Raw genomic sequence first — 15154 nt, forward strand, 5'->3', positions numbered from 1 at the left:
GCCTGTTCTATCCTTCGGGCTGTTCGGCTGACTTGAAAAACATGAAGACTCGCTCTTTTTGTCGGGCGCTGAGGCCTTCGTCGGAACTGAGCAGCTCGGGTCGCGAACTCCGCACACGCCATGCCCTTGCACAGTTCATTCTTTCAAGCCCTGGCAGATCCGCAAGCACGATTGGCGCCTGGGAATAACCTTCACGGGCTGCGTCTTCGACGATGTCCGGTCGCAGGCGCGACGACGACAGGCCTTTCGGGAGGAAGGCGGGGCCGACCTGATGCTGGGACGAGGCGGTTCGCCAGGCAGGCCCTCGGGGGTGCTTTAGTGAGTGCTCCCAAAATATAACCGACCAGTCATTCTGCACTTCGGCGATTCGCCGGGCGGCTGCAGGCAGGGATACCCAAAAACGGCTCGCCAGCATCTCCACGTTGTCCCTATCCGGCGGTAGAAGCTCCATGACTGCTGCGGTAAACACGGCGGTCGGCATGAGGAGATGCGCGGCCCCGATATTGCACAGCCGCTCAACCCGCTTCCAGAGAACAGGAGACCGCAGCTGTGCCACCAAGTCGGGGTTATCTGCGGCAGCATCAAAAAGAAGGATGTGACCAATTTCATGGGCGATTGAGAACCGTCGCCGCTCGGCGGTGGTCTCCACGGGTACCTCGACAACCCACCGGTTCTCACGTACGCTCAGCCTGCCGTGTTCTTGCAGGGCACTCCCAGGGCTCCCGCGCCGTCCGGGCCGAACGATTACGGTTGCCCCGAAGCGCATCGCGACCGTTGCCGGGTCGACGGGCGGGTACTCAGCAAAGCCCAGGGTTGTGTGGGCGGCGGCGTTCGCCATTGCTTGTGCTGGGGTGCTTCCCCTCCACCTTTTACTGAAGACTTCGAGCACGTCGCCGCTCAGGACGGCCTCCGGCGCAACTTCTCGAGGGCGGCGCTGACCTGGTCGATTTCTACGCGCGGGGCGGCGTTTGAGCCGCGAGCAGCAAGGGCGTAACCGTCCTCCGCGATAATCCGACGGACGGCATTAGCTTCCGTAATTGTGACCGGATCAATTTCACTGGACAGCGTCTCGAGCATTTCGAGCACATCGTCGACATCGGCCGCTCGGACAACTGTTGCAACAGATGCCGCGGACCCAGGCGTATTTAACGCGGTGATGTCGTCGAGGTCGAACAATGCGTTGTCGCTGCCACTCAGCACTGGTTCGTCCGGTTTCAACGCTTTCAGGACTGAGCCTGCGGCACCCTGCGCGAAGTAGTCGGGGAGCCCTTCCAGGACGTCCTTCGCCTCTTCGCGGTGCTGCCGTTTGGCCAGGCCGTAAGCATGGAGAACATCGAACAGTGCGGTCCAGTACTCGTCGAGTTCCTCATGCGCTGCCGCTGCGACGTCCCGGAGTTCATCGAGCGTGTTTGCATGGCGCAACGCGGCTTCGTGGATGGCTAGCATCCTTCCCTGTTCCATGGCGTTACCCGCTGGCATTGGCGGCATGGTGATTGCGCGTGGGGAAGCCTGTCCGGCGATAGCGCCGGCCCGTTCGGTCATATTGTCGTAGATGTGCATGGACGCCGCCCAGTGGACGTAACGAACAAAGGGAACTCCGATCTCACTAGCGACCAATTCACCGAGCATGGAGAATTCGAAGAAGTTGTACGGGACTAGCGTGACAGCGTTGTTAGAACGCATGACCGTCGTCATCGTCAGACCACCCTCGCGGATGTGGAAGAACAGTCCGAAGGTGCAGGGGATGTCGCCGGATTTGCGGACGGCGTCCTCCGGTAGCCAGACGACGGCCGCGGCGCGACGAGAGTCTGAGTTCGCCTTCAATTCTTTCACCACGCCGGTCATTTGGTTGGTCCCTGGGCTGGCGTTGAAGATGCGCTTACCATAACTTGAGCCAGGAACCGCAAGCCCATCGTCAGTGTAGGAGCGCACCCGTGGTTCGTAGTATGCAATGTCGGCGACCCGGTCGGAACCGGAGACCATCCATACGAACCGGGCGACGGCAGCTACAACATTCAGGGCACTCCCTTCGCTAACACTGACGCGTGCCAACGGATTCGACATCCCAGTGGTGTATCCCAAGATCTCGCGGGAAGAACCTTTCTCGCCGACCTCACCAACTTGCATCCCTACTTTCAGGACGTCTCGGATAATCGCCGTGTGCGCCGCGGCGGCGTCATGAGGGAGCTGCGTGGCATTCATAGGATTCCTCGCTCATTGCGGAAGATTTCTCAGGATCCTATCTCACCCAATAGGCCGGACGGCGAAAAGTAATATGTATTCCAATATCAGAGGCGTCCCTGTTGCTCTCGTCCCGGACATCTGAGTCTCTCGACGAGCGATGATGTAGACAACTGGCGCGAACTCGACGAGCACGCCGACGCTGGCTTGTCTCAGTGGGTGCAGGAATTCGCCGTCACGAAAGAGCTTGTACGCTTCAGGCCGGGTGGTCCGGTGTCTGGAGAGAGGGTGTTCAGTGTCGACCCTGTTTGTGCTCGGCAACGGTTTCGACCTGCAGCACGGTCTGCCGACCATGTACGACCCTCATCTGAAAACGCTTGCCATTAGAGACGAGCGATTCCCCGGGGAATGGGAGAGCTACAGCATTGGAGGTGATCTCTGGTCCAACGTCGAGGAGCAACTCGCCTACCCCGATCTCGACCTGATCTTGGAGCACTTGGACCAGTTCAGTCCGGACCTCCTTTCGGATCGCGAGAGTGACCGGGATGGGATCATCCACGAAGCAGAGCGGCTCCTCAGTTTTCCCTTAGTGGAATTCGCGCAGAATGCAGATGACAAGCTCGAGGGCGCTATAGCCCTCCAAAAGTTCACTGGCTTGTTCCGCCCCGATGACTACTTTCTGACGTTCAACTACACTCACACGCTTGAGCGTCTGTACGGCGTAGATTCGTCGAGAGTTCTGCACCTGCACGGAGAGGTTGGTGTGAGCACCCTCGTTCTTGGCTATGCGCCTGGTGCGCTTCTGGGAACCAAAATCTTGCGCCAATGGGATGACAAGGACAACTTCGAGTTCTATCGTTCTCGGGCCTATTGTGCCGTTTCACGACGAATTGCCGACTTCGAAAAGGTGTATCAGCACGGCGCCGTGACTGAGTTCACCAGTAGGGTTGCTTGGCCCCCGAGTCGAGTCTTGGTCTACGGCCACTCCTTTGGGAGCGTGGACAAGCCTTACTTCGATAACTTGGTGGGGAGGTTCAGAGATGTGCCTTGGATGGTGTGTGCGTTCAACGACCGAGTACTCGATGAGGTATGCAGCGCTTTGGATGCTTATGGCTTGAAGATCGCGTACGAGCGTCGAGTCTTGTGAGGACAGGGGCCGCACGTCTGCCAGCAGCCTTCCGTACGCCGACCAGCCTCGGGCGCTCGGCGGTCAGTCAATGCGAACACGTCGACCCCGACGTGAGCTTGAAGCCTGGCGTAGTCAACGGCTGCAGCGCTTCCTCGCCTAAGGGTCAAGGCCGTTGCAACTCGGCGCGGCTCCGTACCCCTCAGTAACGTGTGATGGTGGGTTGGGCGTGTCGGGAAGTCGCGCTCAGCATTTATCTGGGACGCTGACTACAACTGTGGGGGGGGGGGGCATCGATGCCCGTGGTTTTTATGCCGCCGTCTGACGCACGCCGCCGCGGCGGATCGACAAGTCAAACCGCGACGCGGGTGCTTGTGCTGCTCGACGTTCTCGGGACACCTGTCTCGCCATCCTGTGATGTTGAGGATGCGGTGGCCGTCGTTTCGTCGCTGATCCGTCTGCAAAAGCTCGACTTCTGGCTTCGGAATCCTGACTACCTCGCAGACGAGTTGCTTACCGAGTTCGAGCAGGGATTGGTCTCCTTCGATCAGATTCAGCCGCACGTCGTCCGAATGTTGGACGGTGATGCACCCTACCTGCACACCTACCCGATGGAGCGTTATATATATGGCGCGTACGAGTTCATCGACGACGCTCTCGCGGTGCTAAAGCTCTACGAACAGATCGAGCATCGACGTGCCGCTGACTCAGGCGCCCTCTCACGGAGGGACTACTTCCTGCTGCAGAAGGGACGAGACACGATCGCTGCGATGCGAGCGGACATCCCGGAGCTGGATTGGTACGTGCAGCAGGCTACGGCGATCGGGCTCGTTGCCGATGCTGCGATGGGCGCGACCGCCAAGCGCCGGCAGTATCTGCAGTCTGAGTACGTGGACACGGCGCACGGGGATGTCATTCCCTCGATTCTCATACGTGTACGAAGTCGCGCGTTGGCGCTGAAGGTGGTGGTGGACTGATGGAGGAAATCGTCGCGGATTGGGTGGACACTGTCGCACAGAACGCAGAGACAGATCGCGACCTCGTGACGGACGTATTTACGCGATACGGTGTCGTCGGGCCAAAGGCAGTTCCGACCAGGCGCCAGCTGCGGGTCGACGCGATCCACTTTGCTGGCGTCAAGAATCTTCTCGCCGATGTGGACGAGGAGGCTCGTCGGTTCGTACCTTTCTCCTTCCACCGTTCTTTCGCCACCCCCGTGACCGCCTTCGTCAGCGACGGGAAGAATGATGCCGGAAAAAGTTCGACACTCGAGATCCTCAAGTGGGGCCTGCGCGGCTCGTCGAAGGTGGCTGGCGACGTTCAGAAGTGGCTGCGCCAAGTCTGCTTGCTGCTGACTATCGGCGGCGAGCGGATTCTGATCGCGTGGAGGGTGGACGACGGGGTGCCCAAGGGACAGATCCTCGTCCTCCCCGTCGCAGTCGGACCTGGGCTCGACGCTTTCAGTGCTGCCACAATCGCCGTGATGACCGAACATAGCGACCAGGCCGCCACGGCAGGGGAGTCCCTCTCCGGCCTGGAGGCCCCGGTTGACGGCTTGATCGAGCGCCTCCTAAACGAGGGCGCTCTTACAATCGACAGCTTCGACGGGCATGACGAGATGGAGTCTTCCGTCAGTGACTTCATGCTTCAGCGTCTCGGCCTCGATGCACTCACGCAGTGGACCCGTGTCGCAGGCGCAACCGACGCCGATGACGGCAATCTTGTCGACCACGGCTGGCATCTCTGGTCGCAGGCGCTCGCCATCACGAAGCCAAGTGAGTCCTCCGTCATCGGCGAGTCACCCTTCCATGCGAGGAATGTGCTCAACACCTTTCTCGCAACGGAGTGGGGCGCGACGAAGTTGAGTGCCCGGGCGCAGAAAAAGGCGGTGGACGGCCGGCTCGCCGGTATCCATCGGCGCCGCAATCGCGACTCGGAATCGCGAGAGGCCAGCGCTCAGGTACTCCGCGCCGAGAAAGTCGAAGCTGAGTCAGAGTTACAATCCATCCCCGTGTCAGGTATGACTGCGGAGGAGGTTGAGGCGGCGCTGTCGGCTGTGACGGCCGCGACGGCTGCGCTTACCCGGACCCAGCGCGCCGTGTCAGATTCCGCCCTCGCGTATGGGTCTGCGGAGCGAGAGTTGCATGCGGCGGAGCAGGATCTCACGGCGTTCAAGGAGGCGGCCGTCACTAAGCGGTTTTGGCACGCGCTGAAGCCGTCTTGTTGCCCGCGATGCGACGCGAAAGTTCAACCCGAGCAGTGGCAGAGGGAGCAGGAAGGCTCTTGTTCCCTTTGCAACAATCCGATAGATGAAGCCGGCGCGGCGCCGGACACAGCTGTGGGCGCCGTCGAAGGCGACGACATCGATGATGATCTCGATCCCGTGACGATGGCAGGGCAGCGAGTCACCCAACACACTGCCGACTCGCTCCGCCTCTCCGCACTTTACGACGACGCGATATCGCAGGCAAAGGCTGCCGAGACCGAGTTCGAGCGCGCGTCAGAGGTCATCAATAATGTTCATGGAGACCCTATTGAGCGTCGTGCTCTCGAACGCCGGATCGCGGTGCTCGATGGCCGTATTCAGGAGCGTTCCGAACCGTTCGACGAAGACCCCGAGGAGGAAGCGTTGACGACCGACGCACGCGTCCTCGAGGCGGCCGAGGCTTTCGCGGGTGTCTCCGCGAAGAACGTCTTCTCGGAGGCTTTGTCCTCGGTGAGTGCACAAATCACGTCGCTCGGCAAGAGCTTAGGAATCAGCAACCTCGAGAAGGCGACTCTTCAAGCGAACGCGCAGCTCCCAGTCGTGAAGGGTGGGGAGAAGACCCCGTTCGGGAAGCTCACCGATGGAGAAAAGCTCCGCCTAAAGATCGCTCTTGTCGTTGCACTTCTGGACGTCGGCACGACATCAGGTCTTGGCCGCCACCCGGGACTTCTCATCGTCGACTCTCTCGCCACCGAGGAGCTCAACCGCGGAAACGGCGAACTGCTGCTGCGCGAGCTGTTTCGGGTGGCACAGACATACGGGCTTCAGATCATCACAAGCACGGCCCACAGTGAGTTGGTGGCTGCTGTCCTCGCGGACGACGCCATTCAAAGGCCCACCACCGAAGACCTGATGTGGTGAGGACGAGTTCCTTGTGACGCGTACTGTATTCGACTTCCTTGACTCTTTGGGGGAAACTCCGTCTATCACGAGTCTTGGCGGCGAGCAGACGATCTATGCGTCGTCTGACGAACTGGTTCGCGACACCCGAGTAGTCGAGGTGGCCGTAGCGCTGTGCGCTGAGTGGACAGACCTTGAAGATCAGAAGGCTGCGGGCGCGCTACTCATCGACGCCGCGATCGCCGTCCCAGTGCTTGCAGTCGGTGACTTGTATAACGTGCTGCTCGCTGCCGAGTCGGTGCTTCCACGGATCGCATCTGACCTCGAAGGCGCATTCAAAGCGCGTGCTGGCGGACAGGGATTTGAGAGGGACACTGCGCTAGAGGGGTGGACGCGTCTGGCGCTAGGGCGCTGGACCATCAACACACTCCAGTTGCGCGGATTGCTTTACGTCGGGAGCGAAGCAGCAGATGCCACTGCGCCACTTGTTCGGGCGCTCGGTGCCGCCTGCTCAATGTGGGACGACGTTGAGCTACTTAGCGCTCTGACGGCACTCTCATCGCACGACTCGCTCGATGCGGACGCAGCGATGGAACTTGGTTTCCAGAAGATCGCGTCCGCAGCTGCGTCCATCGATCTTGACGCCGCGCGCGTAGAACTCGACGACGCAGTGCGCTGGTTCAGCGCCGCGTGTCTCGACGACGCTCGACCCGATGCCACTGCGTTTCGGGCCGTTGTCGCAGGTGTCGCCGACCAAGTATCGGGCCATGCCGTCACCGATGAGCGGTTCGACGCCATTGCCGACGCGGTGTACGGGTACCTCGATGGCTACCGAGGGGTAGAGCGGAGCTGGCGTGGAGCTCGCGCTGGTACGACCGGTGCCTGGCTGGACCTCCTGGTGCAGCTCCGGACTGCGGAGAACGACCAATGGTTTGATACCGGAACCACATTGGTCGCGCTGGCTCATGCGTTCGCTGCCGAGCAGACCATGGAGCTTGTCGTTAATCCGGGCCTTACCGCGCCAGCGCCTCAGATCGGCGTGCGCGAGCTCGTATGGCCACGCATCGAGGAGATCGCCCATGGGAATGCCTCAGTCGTCACTCACTTGAAACGGTGGTTGACGGCGAATGCCGCGCCCGTCGATTCAGCGACCCGAGGGGCCGTGGCGCGGCTCCTTGCTCGATTGGAGGAGGCGCCCCCAAAAAAAGCAGGTAGCGAGTCGCTCCGTCTTCCGGATGTGATTCGCGAGAACCTCCGCCTGACAGACGCCGCCTTCTCTGAGCTCGAACGTGCGGCGAGCGCTGAACCGTCCCTAGTCCCGGTCTTGGAGGAGATAGCGGTCCAAAGCCGCTCGTTGAACCTCGCAGAGGACGACCTTTTGTTCAGCCTCTTGGCCCAGTGCGAGGAGCACGCCGAAGGAGGAACCGGGGCCTTTCGCACCGAACTCAAGGTACTCCTCACTGAGGTCATTCGATACACCAGCCACCACCTCAACATCAGTCAGTCGTCTAGCAGACTGCCGCCGTGGATGGTGCGAGGGCAGCCCTGGCCCGATGAGCACGAACTAGCGGACGACCTCAACGTCAAACTGGTGATGGCCGGTCGAGATTCGGCTGTTGAATTGCCCAACGTTGCAGGTGGCAGGGTAGACATCGCAGTCAGGTTCGCCGGGCGCTGCACGATCTACATTGAGGTAAAGACAGTCGACCGGGATCGCTCCGATGGCGAACTCGTCGCCGACTTCGGCACGCAGGCGGTCCAGTACGCCGTGACCGACATCCCCGTCGCAGTTCTTGTTGTGGCCGACTACTACCCGAGAGATATCCGCCGTGACATCAAAGGGATATTTCACGTAACCCCCCTGAGGCTCGACGCTACCTCGCGACAGCACGCCCTTGTTGTTGTCCGACTTCAGGCGAATGTTTCCCCGCCTTCCGCGACCTCCAAGAAGCGGATTACTCGGAGGAAATGATGGAAAGGTGACGGTCACAACTTTACCAAACGCGCTGATGCGAATGTTCACCTACGTAGCCCTCGACAGCTGCTGCGGATGTGGTGATCGTTTCGAAGTGATGACGGCGGAGTCGGGTCCTTTGACGGCGGCAGCCTTCACCTCGTTGAACAGCTCGATGGGTTTGTGGCCGAATCTTGACGCGTTGAGAAGCGCCGGCACCTGGTGTTCGCCGCAACATAGACTGACCCAGTGAGTGACTCCTCCATTCCCCCCGTCAAGCTGCGCCCCGAAATCCTCGCTTTGCCCCCATATAAGCAGGGCACCTCTATAGAGGGAGGGTTCAAGCTCTCCAGCAACGAGAACCCCTTTCCGCCGCTGCCCGGGGTGCTCGAGGCCGTGCAGCAGGCGAGCGCCTCGCTCAATCGCTATCCGAATGCCGCCGCCCCCGACCTGACCGCCAAGTTAGCCGAGCGGTTCGGCGTGAGTGCCGACGAGGTCATCATCGGGGCGGGTTCCGTGTCGCTCCTCGTTCAGCTGGTGCAGGCCGCGGCCGGCGCTGGCGACGAGGTCGTGTATTCGTGGCGGTCGTTCGAGGCCTACCCCTGGATGCCCACACTCACCGGGGCCGTCAGTGTCAAGGTTCCCAACACCGACGACCACCGGCACGACCTGCCGGCCATGCTCGACGCCATCACCGAGCGCACGCGCCTGATCATCGTGTGCAGCCCCAACAACCCCACCGGAACGATCGTCACCCAGACCGAGTTCGAAGAGTTCATGGATGCCGTTCCGAGCGATCTGCTCGTGATTCTCGACGAGGCTTATGCCGAATTTGTCACCGATGAGGATGCCGTCGACGGTGCCGCCCTACTCGGCCACTACCCCAACCTCGTCGTGCTGCGCACCTTCTCGAAGGCCTACGGACTGGCCGGCCTGCGGGTCGGCTACGGCATCGGACCCGCCGCCATCCTGCAGGCCGCCCGCACGACCGCTATTCCGCTCGGAATCACCGACCAGGCGCAGTTCGCCGCCACCGTCTCTCTGAACGACGACACCGAGCTGCAGGCACGCGTCAGCGACATCGCCCAGCGGCGCGACGCCCTCTGGGCCGCGCTCATCGACCAGGGCTGGGACGCCCCGAGGCCGCAGGGAAACTTCATCTGGCTACCCACCGGCGAGCACACCGCACACGCCGCCGAGGTATATGCCGAAAATGGAATAGTCGTACGCGCGTTCCACCCCGAGGGCGTGCGGATTTCGATCGGCGAGCACGAATCTGTAGAGAAACTCATCGCTGTGTCGTCAAAGCTTGTGGCTACCCTCTCAGATGGCCCCTCGACGCACCCGATAGCGTAGGCATACAAGCGAAAGACAAGAGGGTTCATCCATGACCACTCCTCCGCCCGCGGTTCAGTTTCTGGCCACAGACGGCACCTTCGCTCCCAGCGCCGGGAGCGACGAGTACCTGCCCTATGTAGAGGCGCTCAGCGACGCTCAACACGAGCAGTTCTATCGCGACATGTTCGTCATCCGGCGTTTCGACACCGAGTGCACCAACCTGCAGCGGCAGGGGCAGATGGCCCTGTGGCCGCCGAGCCACGGACAGGAGGCCGCGCAGGTCGGATCCGCCCGCGCCACCCGCGCGCAAGACCACATCTTTCCGAGCTATCGCGAGCACGTCGTCGCCAAGATCCGCGGAGTCGACCTCATGGGCATCGTCGGCCTGATGCGCGGCACCACCCTCGGTGGGTGGGACGTGAACGACCCGAAGAACGGCAACTTCCACGGCTACACCCTGGTGCTCGGCACGCAGACACTGCACGCCACGGGCTACGCCATGGGAGTCAACTTCGACGGCGCCGTCGGCACGGGCAATCCCGACACCGACACCGCCGTGGTCGTCTACTTCGGCGACGGCTCCACCAGCGAGGGCGACGTGAACGAGGCCATGGTCTTCGCCGCCAGCTACCAGACGCCCACCGTCTTCTTCTTGCAGAACAACCAGTGGGCCATCTCGGTTCCGGTGAGCACCCAAGCAAAAGTCCCTCTCTACCTGCGCCCGCGCGGCTTCGGCATTCCGAGCGTGCAGGTCGACGGAAACGACGTGCTCGCCAGTTACGCGGTGAGCGCCAAGCACCTCGACGACGCCCGCAACGGCCTGGGGCCCAGCTATATCGAGGCCATGACGTACCGCATCGGCGCCCACACGACATCCGACGACCCCACCCGCTACCAGACCGACGAGCAGCTGGCCCACTGGGTCGCCCGCGACCCGATTCTGCGCTTCGAGACGTTCCTCAAGAACAAGGGCGCCAGCGAGGCCTTCTTCGCCGATGTCGAGCAAGAGGCAGCCGACTTCGCGGCGGACATCCGCAAGCGCACGCTCGAACTGGCCAACCCCACGATCGACAACCTGTTCGACCACGTCTACAGCGAGCCGCACCCACTCATCACCGAGCAGAAGGCCTGGCTGGCGAACTACGAGGCGTCGTTCGGAGGAGACAAGTAATGGCTGTCGAAGAACTTCCCATGGCGAAGGCCATCAATGCGGGTCTGCGCAAAGCCATGCGCGATAACGACAAAGTGCTGCTCATGGGCGAAGACATCGGAACGCTCGGAGGAGTGTTCCGCGTGACCGAGGGCATCAAGGCCGAGTTCGGCTCCACGCGCGTGCTCGACACGCCCCTCGCCGAGTCGGGCATCGTGGGCACCGCCATCGGCCTCGCCCTGCGCGGCTACCGTCCGGTCTGCGAGATCCAGTTCGACGGCTTCGTCTACCCGGCCTTCAACCAGATCACCACGCAGCTCGCCAAACTCACCAACCGCGGCCGCGGAACCCTGCGCATGCCCGTGGTCATCCGCATCCCCTATGGCGCCCACATCGGCGCCATCGAGCACCACATGGAGAGCCCCGAGGCGTACTTCGCGCACACGGCCGGCCTGCGCGTGGTCAGCCCGTCGACCCCGAACGACGCCTACTGGATGATCCAGGAGTCGATCGAGTCGAACGACCCTGTGATCTTCTTCGAGCCCAAGAGCCGCTACTGGCCCAAGGGCCCGGTCGAACTGGATGCCTCGGCCTCGCCGCTGCACGCCAGTCGCGTCGCGCGCACGGGCACGGATGCGACCCTGGTCGGCCACGGCGCCATGGTCACCATGATGCTGCAGGCCGCCGAGCTCGCCGCCACCGAGGGAGTGAGCCTCGAAGTCATCGACCTGCGCTCTCTGAGCCCGGTCGACTACACACCCATTCTCGACTCGGTCACCAAGACCGGCCGCCTGGTCGTGTGCCAGGAGGCCGCCGGCTTCGTCAGCGTCGGATCCGAGATCGCGGCCACCGTCGCCGAGCGGGCGTTCTACTCGCTGCAGGCTCCGGTGATCCGGGTGTCGGGCTTCGACGTTCCCATGCCTGCTCCTCGCATCGAGAACCTGTACCTGCCCGACGTCGACCGCATCCTCGAAGCGGTCGACCGGTCGCTGGCGTTCTAGACCTATGAATTCCCTTCGACAGGCTCAGGGAACGAGCCGTTCCCTGAGCCTGTCGAAGGGCCCGTTCCAATCGCAAAGGATGGCATCGTGACCACCTCGCACTTCAACCTCCCCGACGTCGGCGAAGGCCTCACCGAGGCCGAGATCGTCTCGTGGCGCGTCGCCCCCGGTGACACCGTCGCCATCAACGACGTTCTCGTCGAGATCGAGACCGCCAAGTCGCTCGTCGAGCTGCCCTCTCCGTTCGAGGGCGTCGTCGAGGGTCTGCTCGTGGCCGAGGGCGACACAGTCGACGTGGGAACGCCCATCATCAGCGTGAACTCCTCGGGCGGCGGCGCCGTCGCGCCCGCTCCCATGCCCGGCTTCGAGACGCCGATCACCTCGGCGGCCATGCCTGCGTCGGCGCCTGCATCGGTTCCCGCCGCGCCCGCGCCCACGGCGCACCACGTCGCGCCGCCCGCCTCATCGTCGCCCGCGGTCGTCGAAGCCGAGCAGGTGCGAGCGGATGCCGCCGCTTCCGTCTCGAAGGAATCAGACAGCTCCTCGGGTGCGGTCCTCGTCGGGTACGGCATCAAGGGCCACGTCGCCAGCCGCCGGCCCAGCCGCGCTGGCGCCGCAACGGCCGGGGCCAAGCCGGCCACGGCATCCGCGGCGCCCGCCTCGAGCAGCCAGCCGCAGGCATCCGCAACCCGCGCCGCGCGCGTGCCCGTGCTGACCGGACTGCCGATCATCGCCAAGCCGCCGATTCGTAAGCTCGCCAAAGACCTCGACGTGAACCTGGCCGAGGTGCAGCCCACGGGCCCGATCGGCGACATCACCCGCGCCGACGTGGTGCGTCACGCGGAGCAGGCGAAGGTGTTCCACAACATCGAGACGCCGCAGTGGGCCGACACGCGTGAAGAGATCATTCCCGTGAAGGGCGTGCGCAAGCAGATCGCGAAGGCCATGACGCACTCCGCTTTCTCGGCGCCGCACGTGAGCCTGTTCGTCGACGTCGATGCCACGCGCACCATGGAGTTCGTGAAGCGTCTGAAGACGTCGACCGACTTCACGGGCGTGAAGGTCTCGCCGCTGCTGATCATGGCGCGCGCGATGATCTGGGCCGTGCGCCGCAACCCGATGGTGAACTCCGCGTGGACCGACAAGGAGATCATCGTTCGCAACTACGTGAACCTGGGCATCGCGGCTGCGACGCCGCGGGGGCTCATCGTTCCGAACGTGAAGGATGCGCAGGACATGTCGCTGCTCGAGCTCGCCACGGCGCTGGAGCAGCTCACGCTGACCGCGCGCGAGGGGCGCACCTCGCCGGCGGATCAGGCCAACGGCACGATCACCATCACGAACATCGGTGTGTTCGGCATGGACACGGGCACGCCGATTCTGAACCCGGGCGAGGTCGCGATCGTCGCTCTGGGAACGATCAAGCAGAAGCCGTGGGTCGTCGACGGCGAGGTGCGTCCGCGCTTCGTGACGACCGTGGGCGCGAGCTTCGATCACCGCGTCGTCGACGGTGACGTGGCGAGCCGGTTCCTGGCCGACGTCGCGAGCATCATCGAGGAGCCGGCGCTGCTGCTCGACTAGGTTCGTTGCGCTGGTCGAGTAGCCAGAGGCCGCTTGCGGCCGAAGCGTATCGAGACCACGGGGGTGAACTCCTTGCGTTGGTCGAGTAGGTCGCTCAGCGACCGTATCGAGACCACGCTGGTGATCTCGATACGCGGGCTCCTTCGTCGCGCCGCTACTCGATCAGCGCAGAGCGGTGCTTCTCGCGGCGGCGCTCAGTCGTAGCGGACCGAGATGGGCTCGTCTCCGTCGGGCACTGCCTGGCAGCCGAGAATCAGGTCGTTCGCCAGATCGTCGTCGTCGAGGATCTCGTTGATGGCCATGGTCACGCTGCCGCCGGTCAGGCGCGCGATGCACCCGCCGCAATAGCCCTCTCCGCACGCGTAGGGAACCTTGATGCCACGGGACTTCAAGAAGACGGCGAGCGGAACGGTTGGCGGCCACAGCAGCTCGTGCTGTTCGCCGTCGAACTCCACGACGAGTGGATTGCCGGTGTCGCTCTCCATGCTTACTCGCTTACTCCTGGAAGGGATCGATCGGTACGGCAACAGAGGCCGAGGGAACGGCGTCGTCGGTTGCCGCGGTGAGAACTGAGTTGCTCGACACGAGCGCGCGCTTGCTTGCGCCGCGTCGAAGTCTCGAGAAGCGTAACGCAGTGCGCGGGGTTCGTTCCTCACCCGCTGCTCGACGGGGCTCGGCGGCCTCTATTCGCGGGCCGCCGCGCGGGCGAGGTTGTGCAGCAGGCTCGCCGCGTAGTCGCGGTTGTCGTCGGTGATGGCCGGATGCGTCGGGGCAGCGTGATCGTTCGACACCCGGAAGGTCTTCGTCTCGGCCTCCCAGACGAAGCCCTCGACGTCTTCCAACGCGGTGCGGAGCAGCGGCTCCATGAGGTCTTTGGAGTACACCGCCTTGTTCGTGATGGCGATGCCGTACACACCCGCGAATGTGGCGCTCGACAGCGAGACGAGCAGCACCTCGTCGGCGGGAAGGTTCCACTTGGCCGACAGCTTGTTCAGCGCCTTGGCGTCTTTGGGGCGAGCAGGAAGCCTGAAGTCGGAGCCCATCCGGCTCGCGAGAACGAGCTGCTCGACTGTCTGACTGGTCTCAGCGCTGGCTGCACTCCCGTTTCCGGCGACGGAGCGACCCGCCGCCTGCACGGCCGTGACGACGGCGGCGACGTAGGCGGCGGCATCCGAAGCGGTTGTCGGCTCGAGCATGCCGGCGATCTGCGCGAGACCGATGGATGCGCCGCCCACCTCGAGCGATTCGCCCGCCACCCGAATGGTGGCGGGGTCGATGCTCTCGATCGCGAACTGGGCTGAGCTGTTGCCCACGTCGTCGAGGTAGACCGTGCGATCGGTGACGAGAATGCCGTTGGAACGGCGGCGGAGTAACAGGTCGATGGAGTGGAAACCCCAGTAGACCAGGGGCACTTCGCCATCGCTCACGGCGTTGCGCAGCTGCAGTTGCTCGACGGCCTTCCAGAACACAGACTCGGCGTCGTCGAATTCGGGGTGCGCTGTCTGCCCGGCGAGAAAGACGAAGGAGTTGTTCGACGGGGGCACGGGAACCGCTGAAACGGCAGACATCAGTTCGTCGAACGCGTCACGTCGATCGGCGGGGAGGGTGCTGAGGTATTCGGTCAGGGTGCTCGCTGCATTCAAGATGGCGCTCCTATCGCTGATCGTGTGATGCGACCATCTTCGCCTATCCGTTCCCTGAGCCTGTCGAAGGGCTC

The 15154-nt window shown here is 63.1% G+C and carries 12 protein-coding genes; 8 read left to right on the forward strand and 4 right to left on the reverse strand.

Annotated elements, in window-relative coordinates:
• Positions 1–7: 7 nt before the first annotated feature.
• On the reverse strand, positions 8–838 hold the full coding sequence (locus tag ASF79_RS15850; protein WP_055856833.1) for an ImmA/IrrE family metallo-endopeptidase: 831 nt from the start codon (positions 836–838) through the stop codon (positions 8–10).
• Between the two features lie 59 nt (positions 839–897).
• The gene (locus ASF79_RS15855) at positions 898–2202 is read right to left on the reverse strand and encodes a thymidylate synthase (RefSeq protein ID WP_055856836.1); all 1305 of its coding nucleotides are present in this window, start codon (positions 2200–2202) and stop codon (positions 898–900) included.
• Between the two features lie 274 nt (positions 2203–2476).
• Here ASF79_RS15855 and ASF79_RS15860 point away from each other — a divergent pair, with 274 nt between their 5' ends.
• From ASF79_RS15860 to ASF79_RS15895, 8 genes are all read left to right on the forward strand, one after another.
• Positions 2477–3328, forward strand: a complete 852-nt coding sequence (locus tag ASF79_RS15860; protein WP_055856839.1) for a bacteriophage abortive infection AbiH family protein — start codon at positions 2477–2479, stop codon at positions 3326–3328.
• A 275-nt stretch (positions 3329–3603) separates the two neighbouring features.
• Positions 3604–4284 (forward strand): hypothetical protein, encoded by a 681-nt coding sequence (locus ASF79_RS15865; RefSeq protein ID WP_156366302.1) that lies wholly within the window; start codon positions 3604–3606, stop codon positions 4282–4284.
• On the forward strand, positions 4284–6434 hold the full coding sequence (locus ASF79_RS15870) for a hypothetical protein (protein ID WP_055856848.1): 2151 nt from the start codon (positions 4284–4286) through the stop codon (positions 6432–6434). Before ASF79_RS15865 ends, ASF79_RS15870 begins: the two co-directional genes overlap by 1 nt.
• Before the next feature lie 13 nt (positions 6435–6447).
• Positions 6448–8385, forward strand: coding sequence for a hypothetical protein (locus tag ASF79_RS15875; protein ID WP_055856851.1), 1938 nt, complete (start codon positions 6448–6450; stop codon positions 8383–8385).
• Positions 8386–8616: 231 nt separating this feature from the next.
• Positions 8617–9723 (forward strand): histidinol-phosphate transaminase, encoded by a 1107-nt coding sequence (locus ASF79_RS15880; protein ID WP_082495991.1) that lies wholly within the window; start codon positions 8617–8619, stop codon positions 9721–9723.
• 31 nt (positions 9724–9754) lie between these two features.
• The gene (locus ASF79_RS15885; RefSeq protein WP_055856856.1) at positions 9755–10876 is read left to right on the forward strand and encodes a thiamine pyrophosphate-dependent dehydrogenase E1 component subunit alpha; all 1122 of its coding nucleotides are present in this window, start codon (positions 9755–9757) and stop codon (positions 10874–10876) included.
• Positions 10876–11856, forward strand: a complete 981-nt coding sequence (locus ASF79_RS15890) for an alpha-ketoacid dehydrogenase subunit beta (protein ID WP_055856859.1) — start codon at positions 10876–10878, stop codon at positions 11854–11856. Before ASF79_RS15885 ends, ASF79_RS15890 begins: the two co-directional genes overlap by 1 nt.
• An 87-nt stretch (positions 11857–11943) precedes the next feature.
• Positions 11944–13437 (forward strand): dihydrolipoamide acetyltransferase family protein, encoded by a 1494-nt coding sequence (locus tag ASF79_RS15895; protein WP_055856863.1) that lies wholly within the window; start codon positions 11944–11946, stop codon positions 13435–13437.
• Positions 13438–13631: 194 nt separating this feature from the next.
• On the opposite strand, the gene ASF79_RS15900 is transcribed toward ASF79_RS15895, so the two are convergent.
• Both ASF79_RS15900 and ASF79_RS15905 read right to left on the reverse strand, forming a co-directional pair.
• Complete coding sequence (locus tag ASF79_RS15900) at positions 13632–13922, reverse strand: 2Fe-2S iron-sulfur cluster-binding protein (protein WP_055856868.1); 291 nt, start codon at positions 13920–13922, stop codon at positions 13632–13634.
• Positions 13923–14120: 198 nt separating this feature from the next.
• Positions 14121–15080 (reverse strand): hypothetical protein, encoded by a 960-nt coding sequence (locus ASF79_RS15905; protein ID WP_055856871.1) that lies wholly within the window; start codon positions 15078–15080, stop codon positions 14121–14123.
• Positions 15081–15154: the final 74 nt, after the last annotated feature.

It is taken from the genome of Agreia sp. Leaf335 (assembly GCF_001423605.1).
GTDB lineage: Bacteria > Actinomycetota > Actinomycetes > Actinomycetales > Microbacteriaceae > Agreia.

Bases quoted from the DNA above. Each gene is read 5' to 3' on its own strand.
- ASF79_RS15885 (WP_055856856.1), top strand. From the start codon at position 9,755: ATGACCACTCCTCCGCCCGCGGTTCAGTTTCTGGCCACAGACGGCACC.
- ASF79_RS15900 (WP_055856868.1), bottom strand. From the start codon at position 13,922: ATGGAGAGCGACACCGGCAATCCACTCGTCGTGGAGTTCGACGGCGAA.
- ASF79_RS15890 (WP_055856859.1), top strand. From the start codon at position 10,876: ATGGCTGTCGAAGAACTTCCCATGGCGAAGGCCATCAATGCGGGTCTG.
- ASF79_RS15870 (WP_055856848.1), top strand. From the start codon at position 4,284: ATGGAGGAAATCGTCGCGGATTGGGTGGACACTGTCGCACAGAACGCA.
- ASF79_RS15850 (WP_055856833.1), bottom strand. From the start codon at position 838: ATGGCGAACGCCGCCGCCCACACAACCCTGGGCTTTGCTGAGTACCCG.
- ASF79_RS15855 (WP_055856836.1), bottom strand. From the start codon at position 2,202: ATGAATGCCACGCAGCTCCCTCATGACGCCGCCGCGGCGCACACGGCG.
- ASF79_RS15865 (WP_156366302.1), top strand. From the start codon at position 3,604: ATGCCCGTGGTTTTTATGCCGCCGTCTGACGCACGCCGCCGCGGCGGA.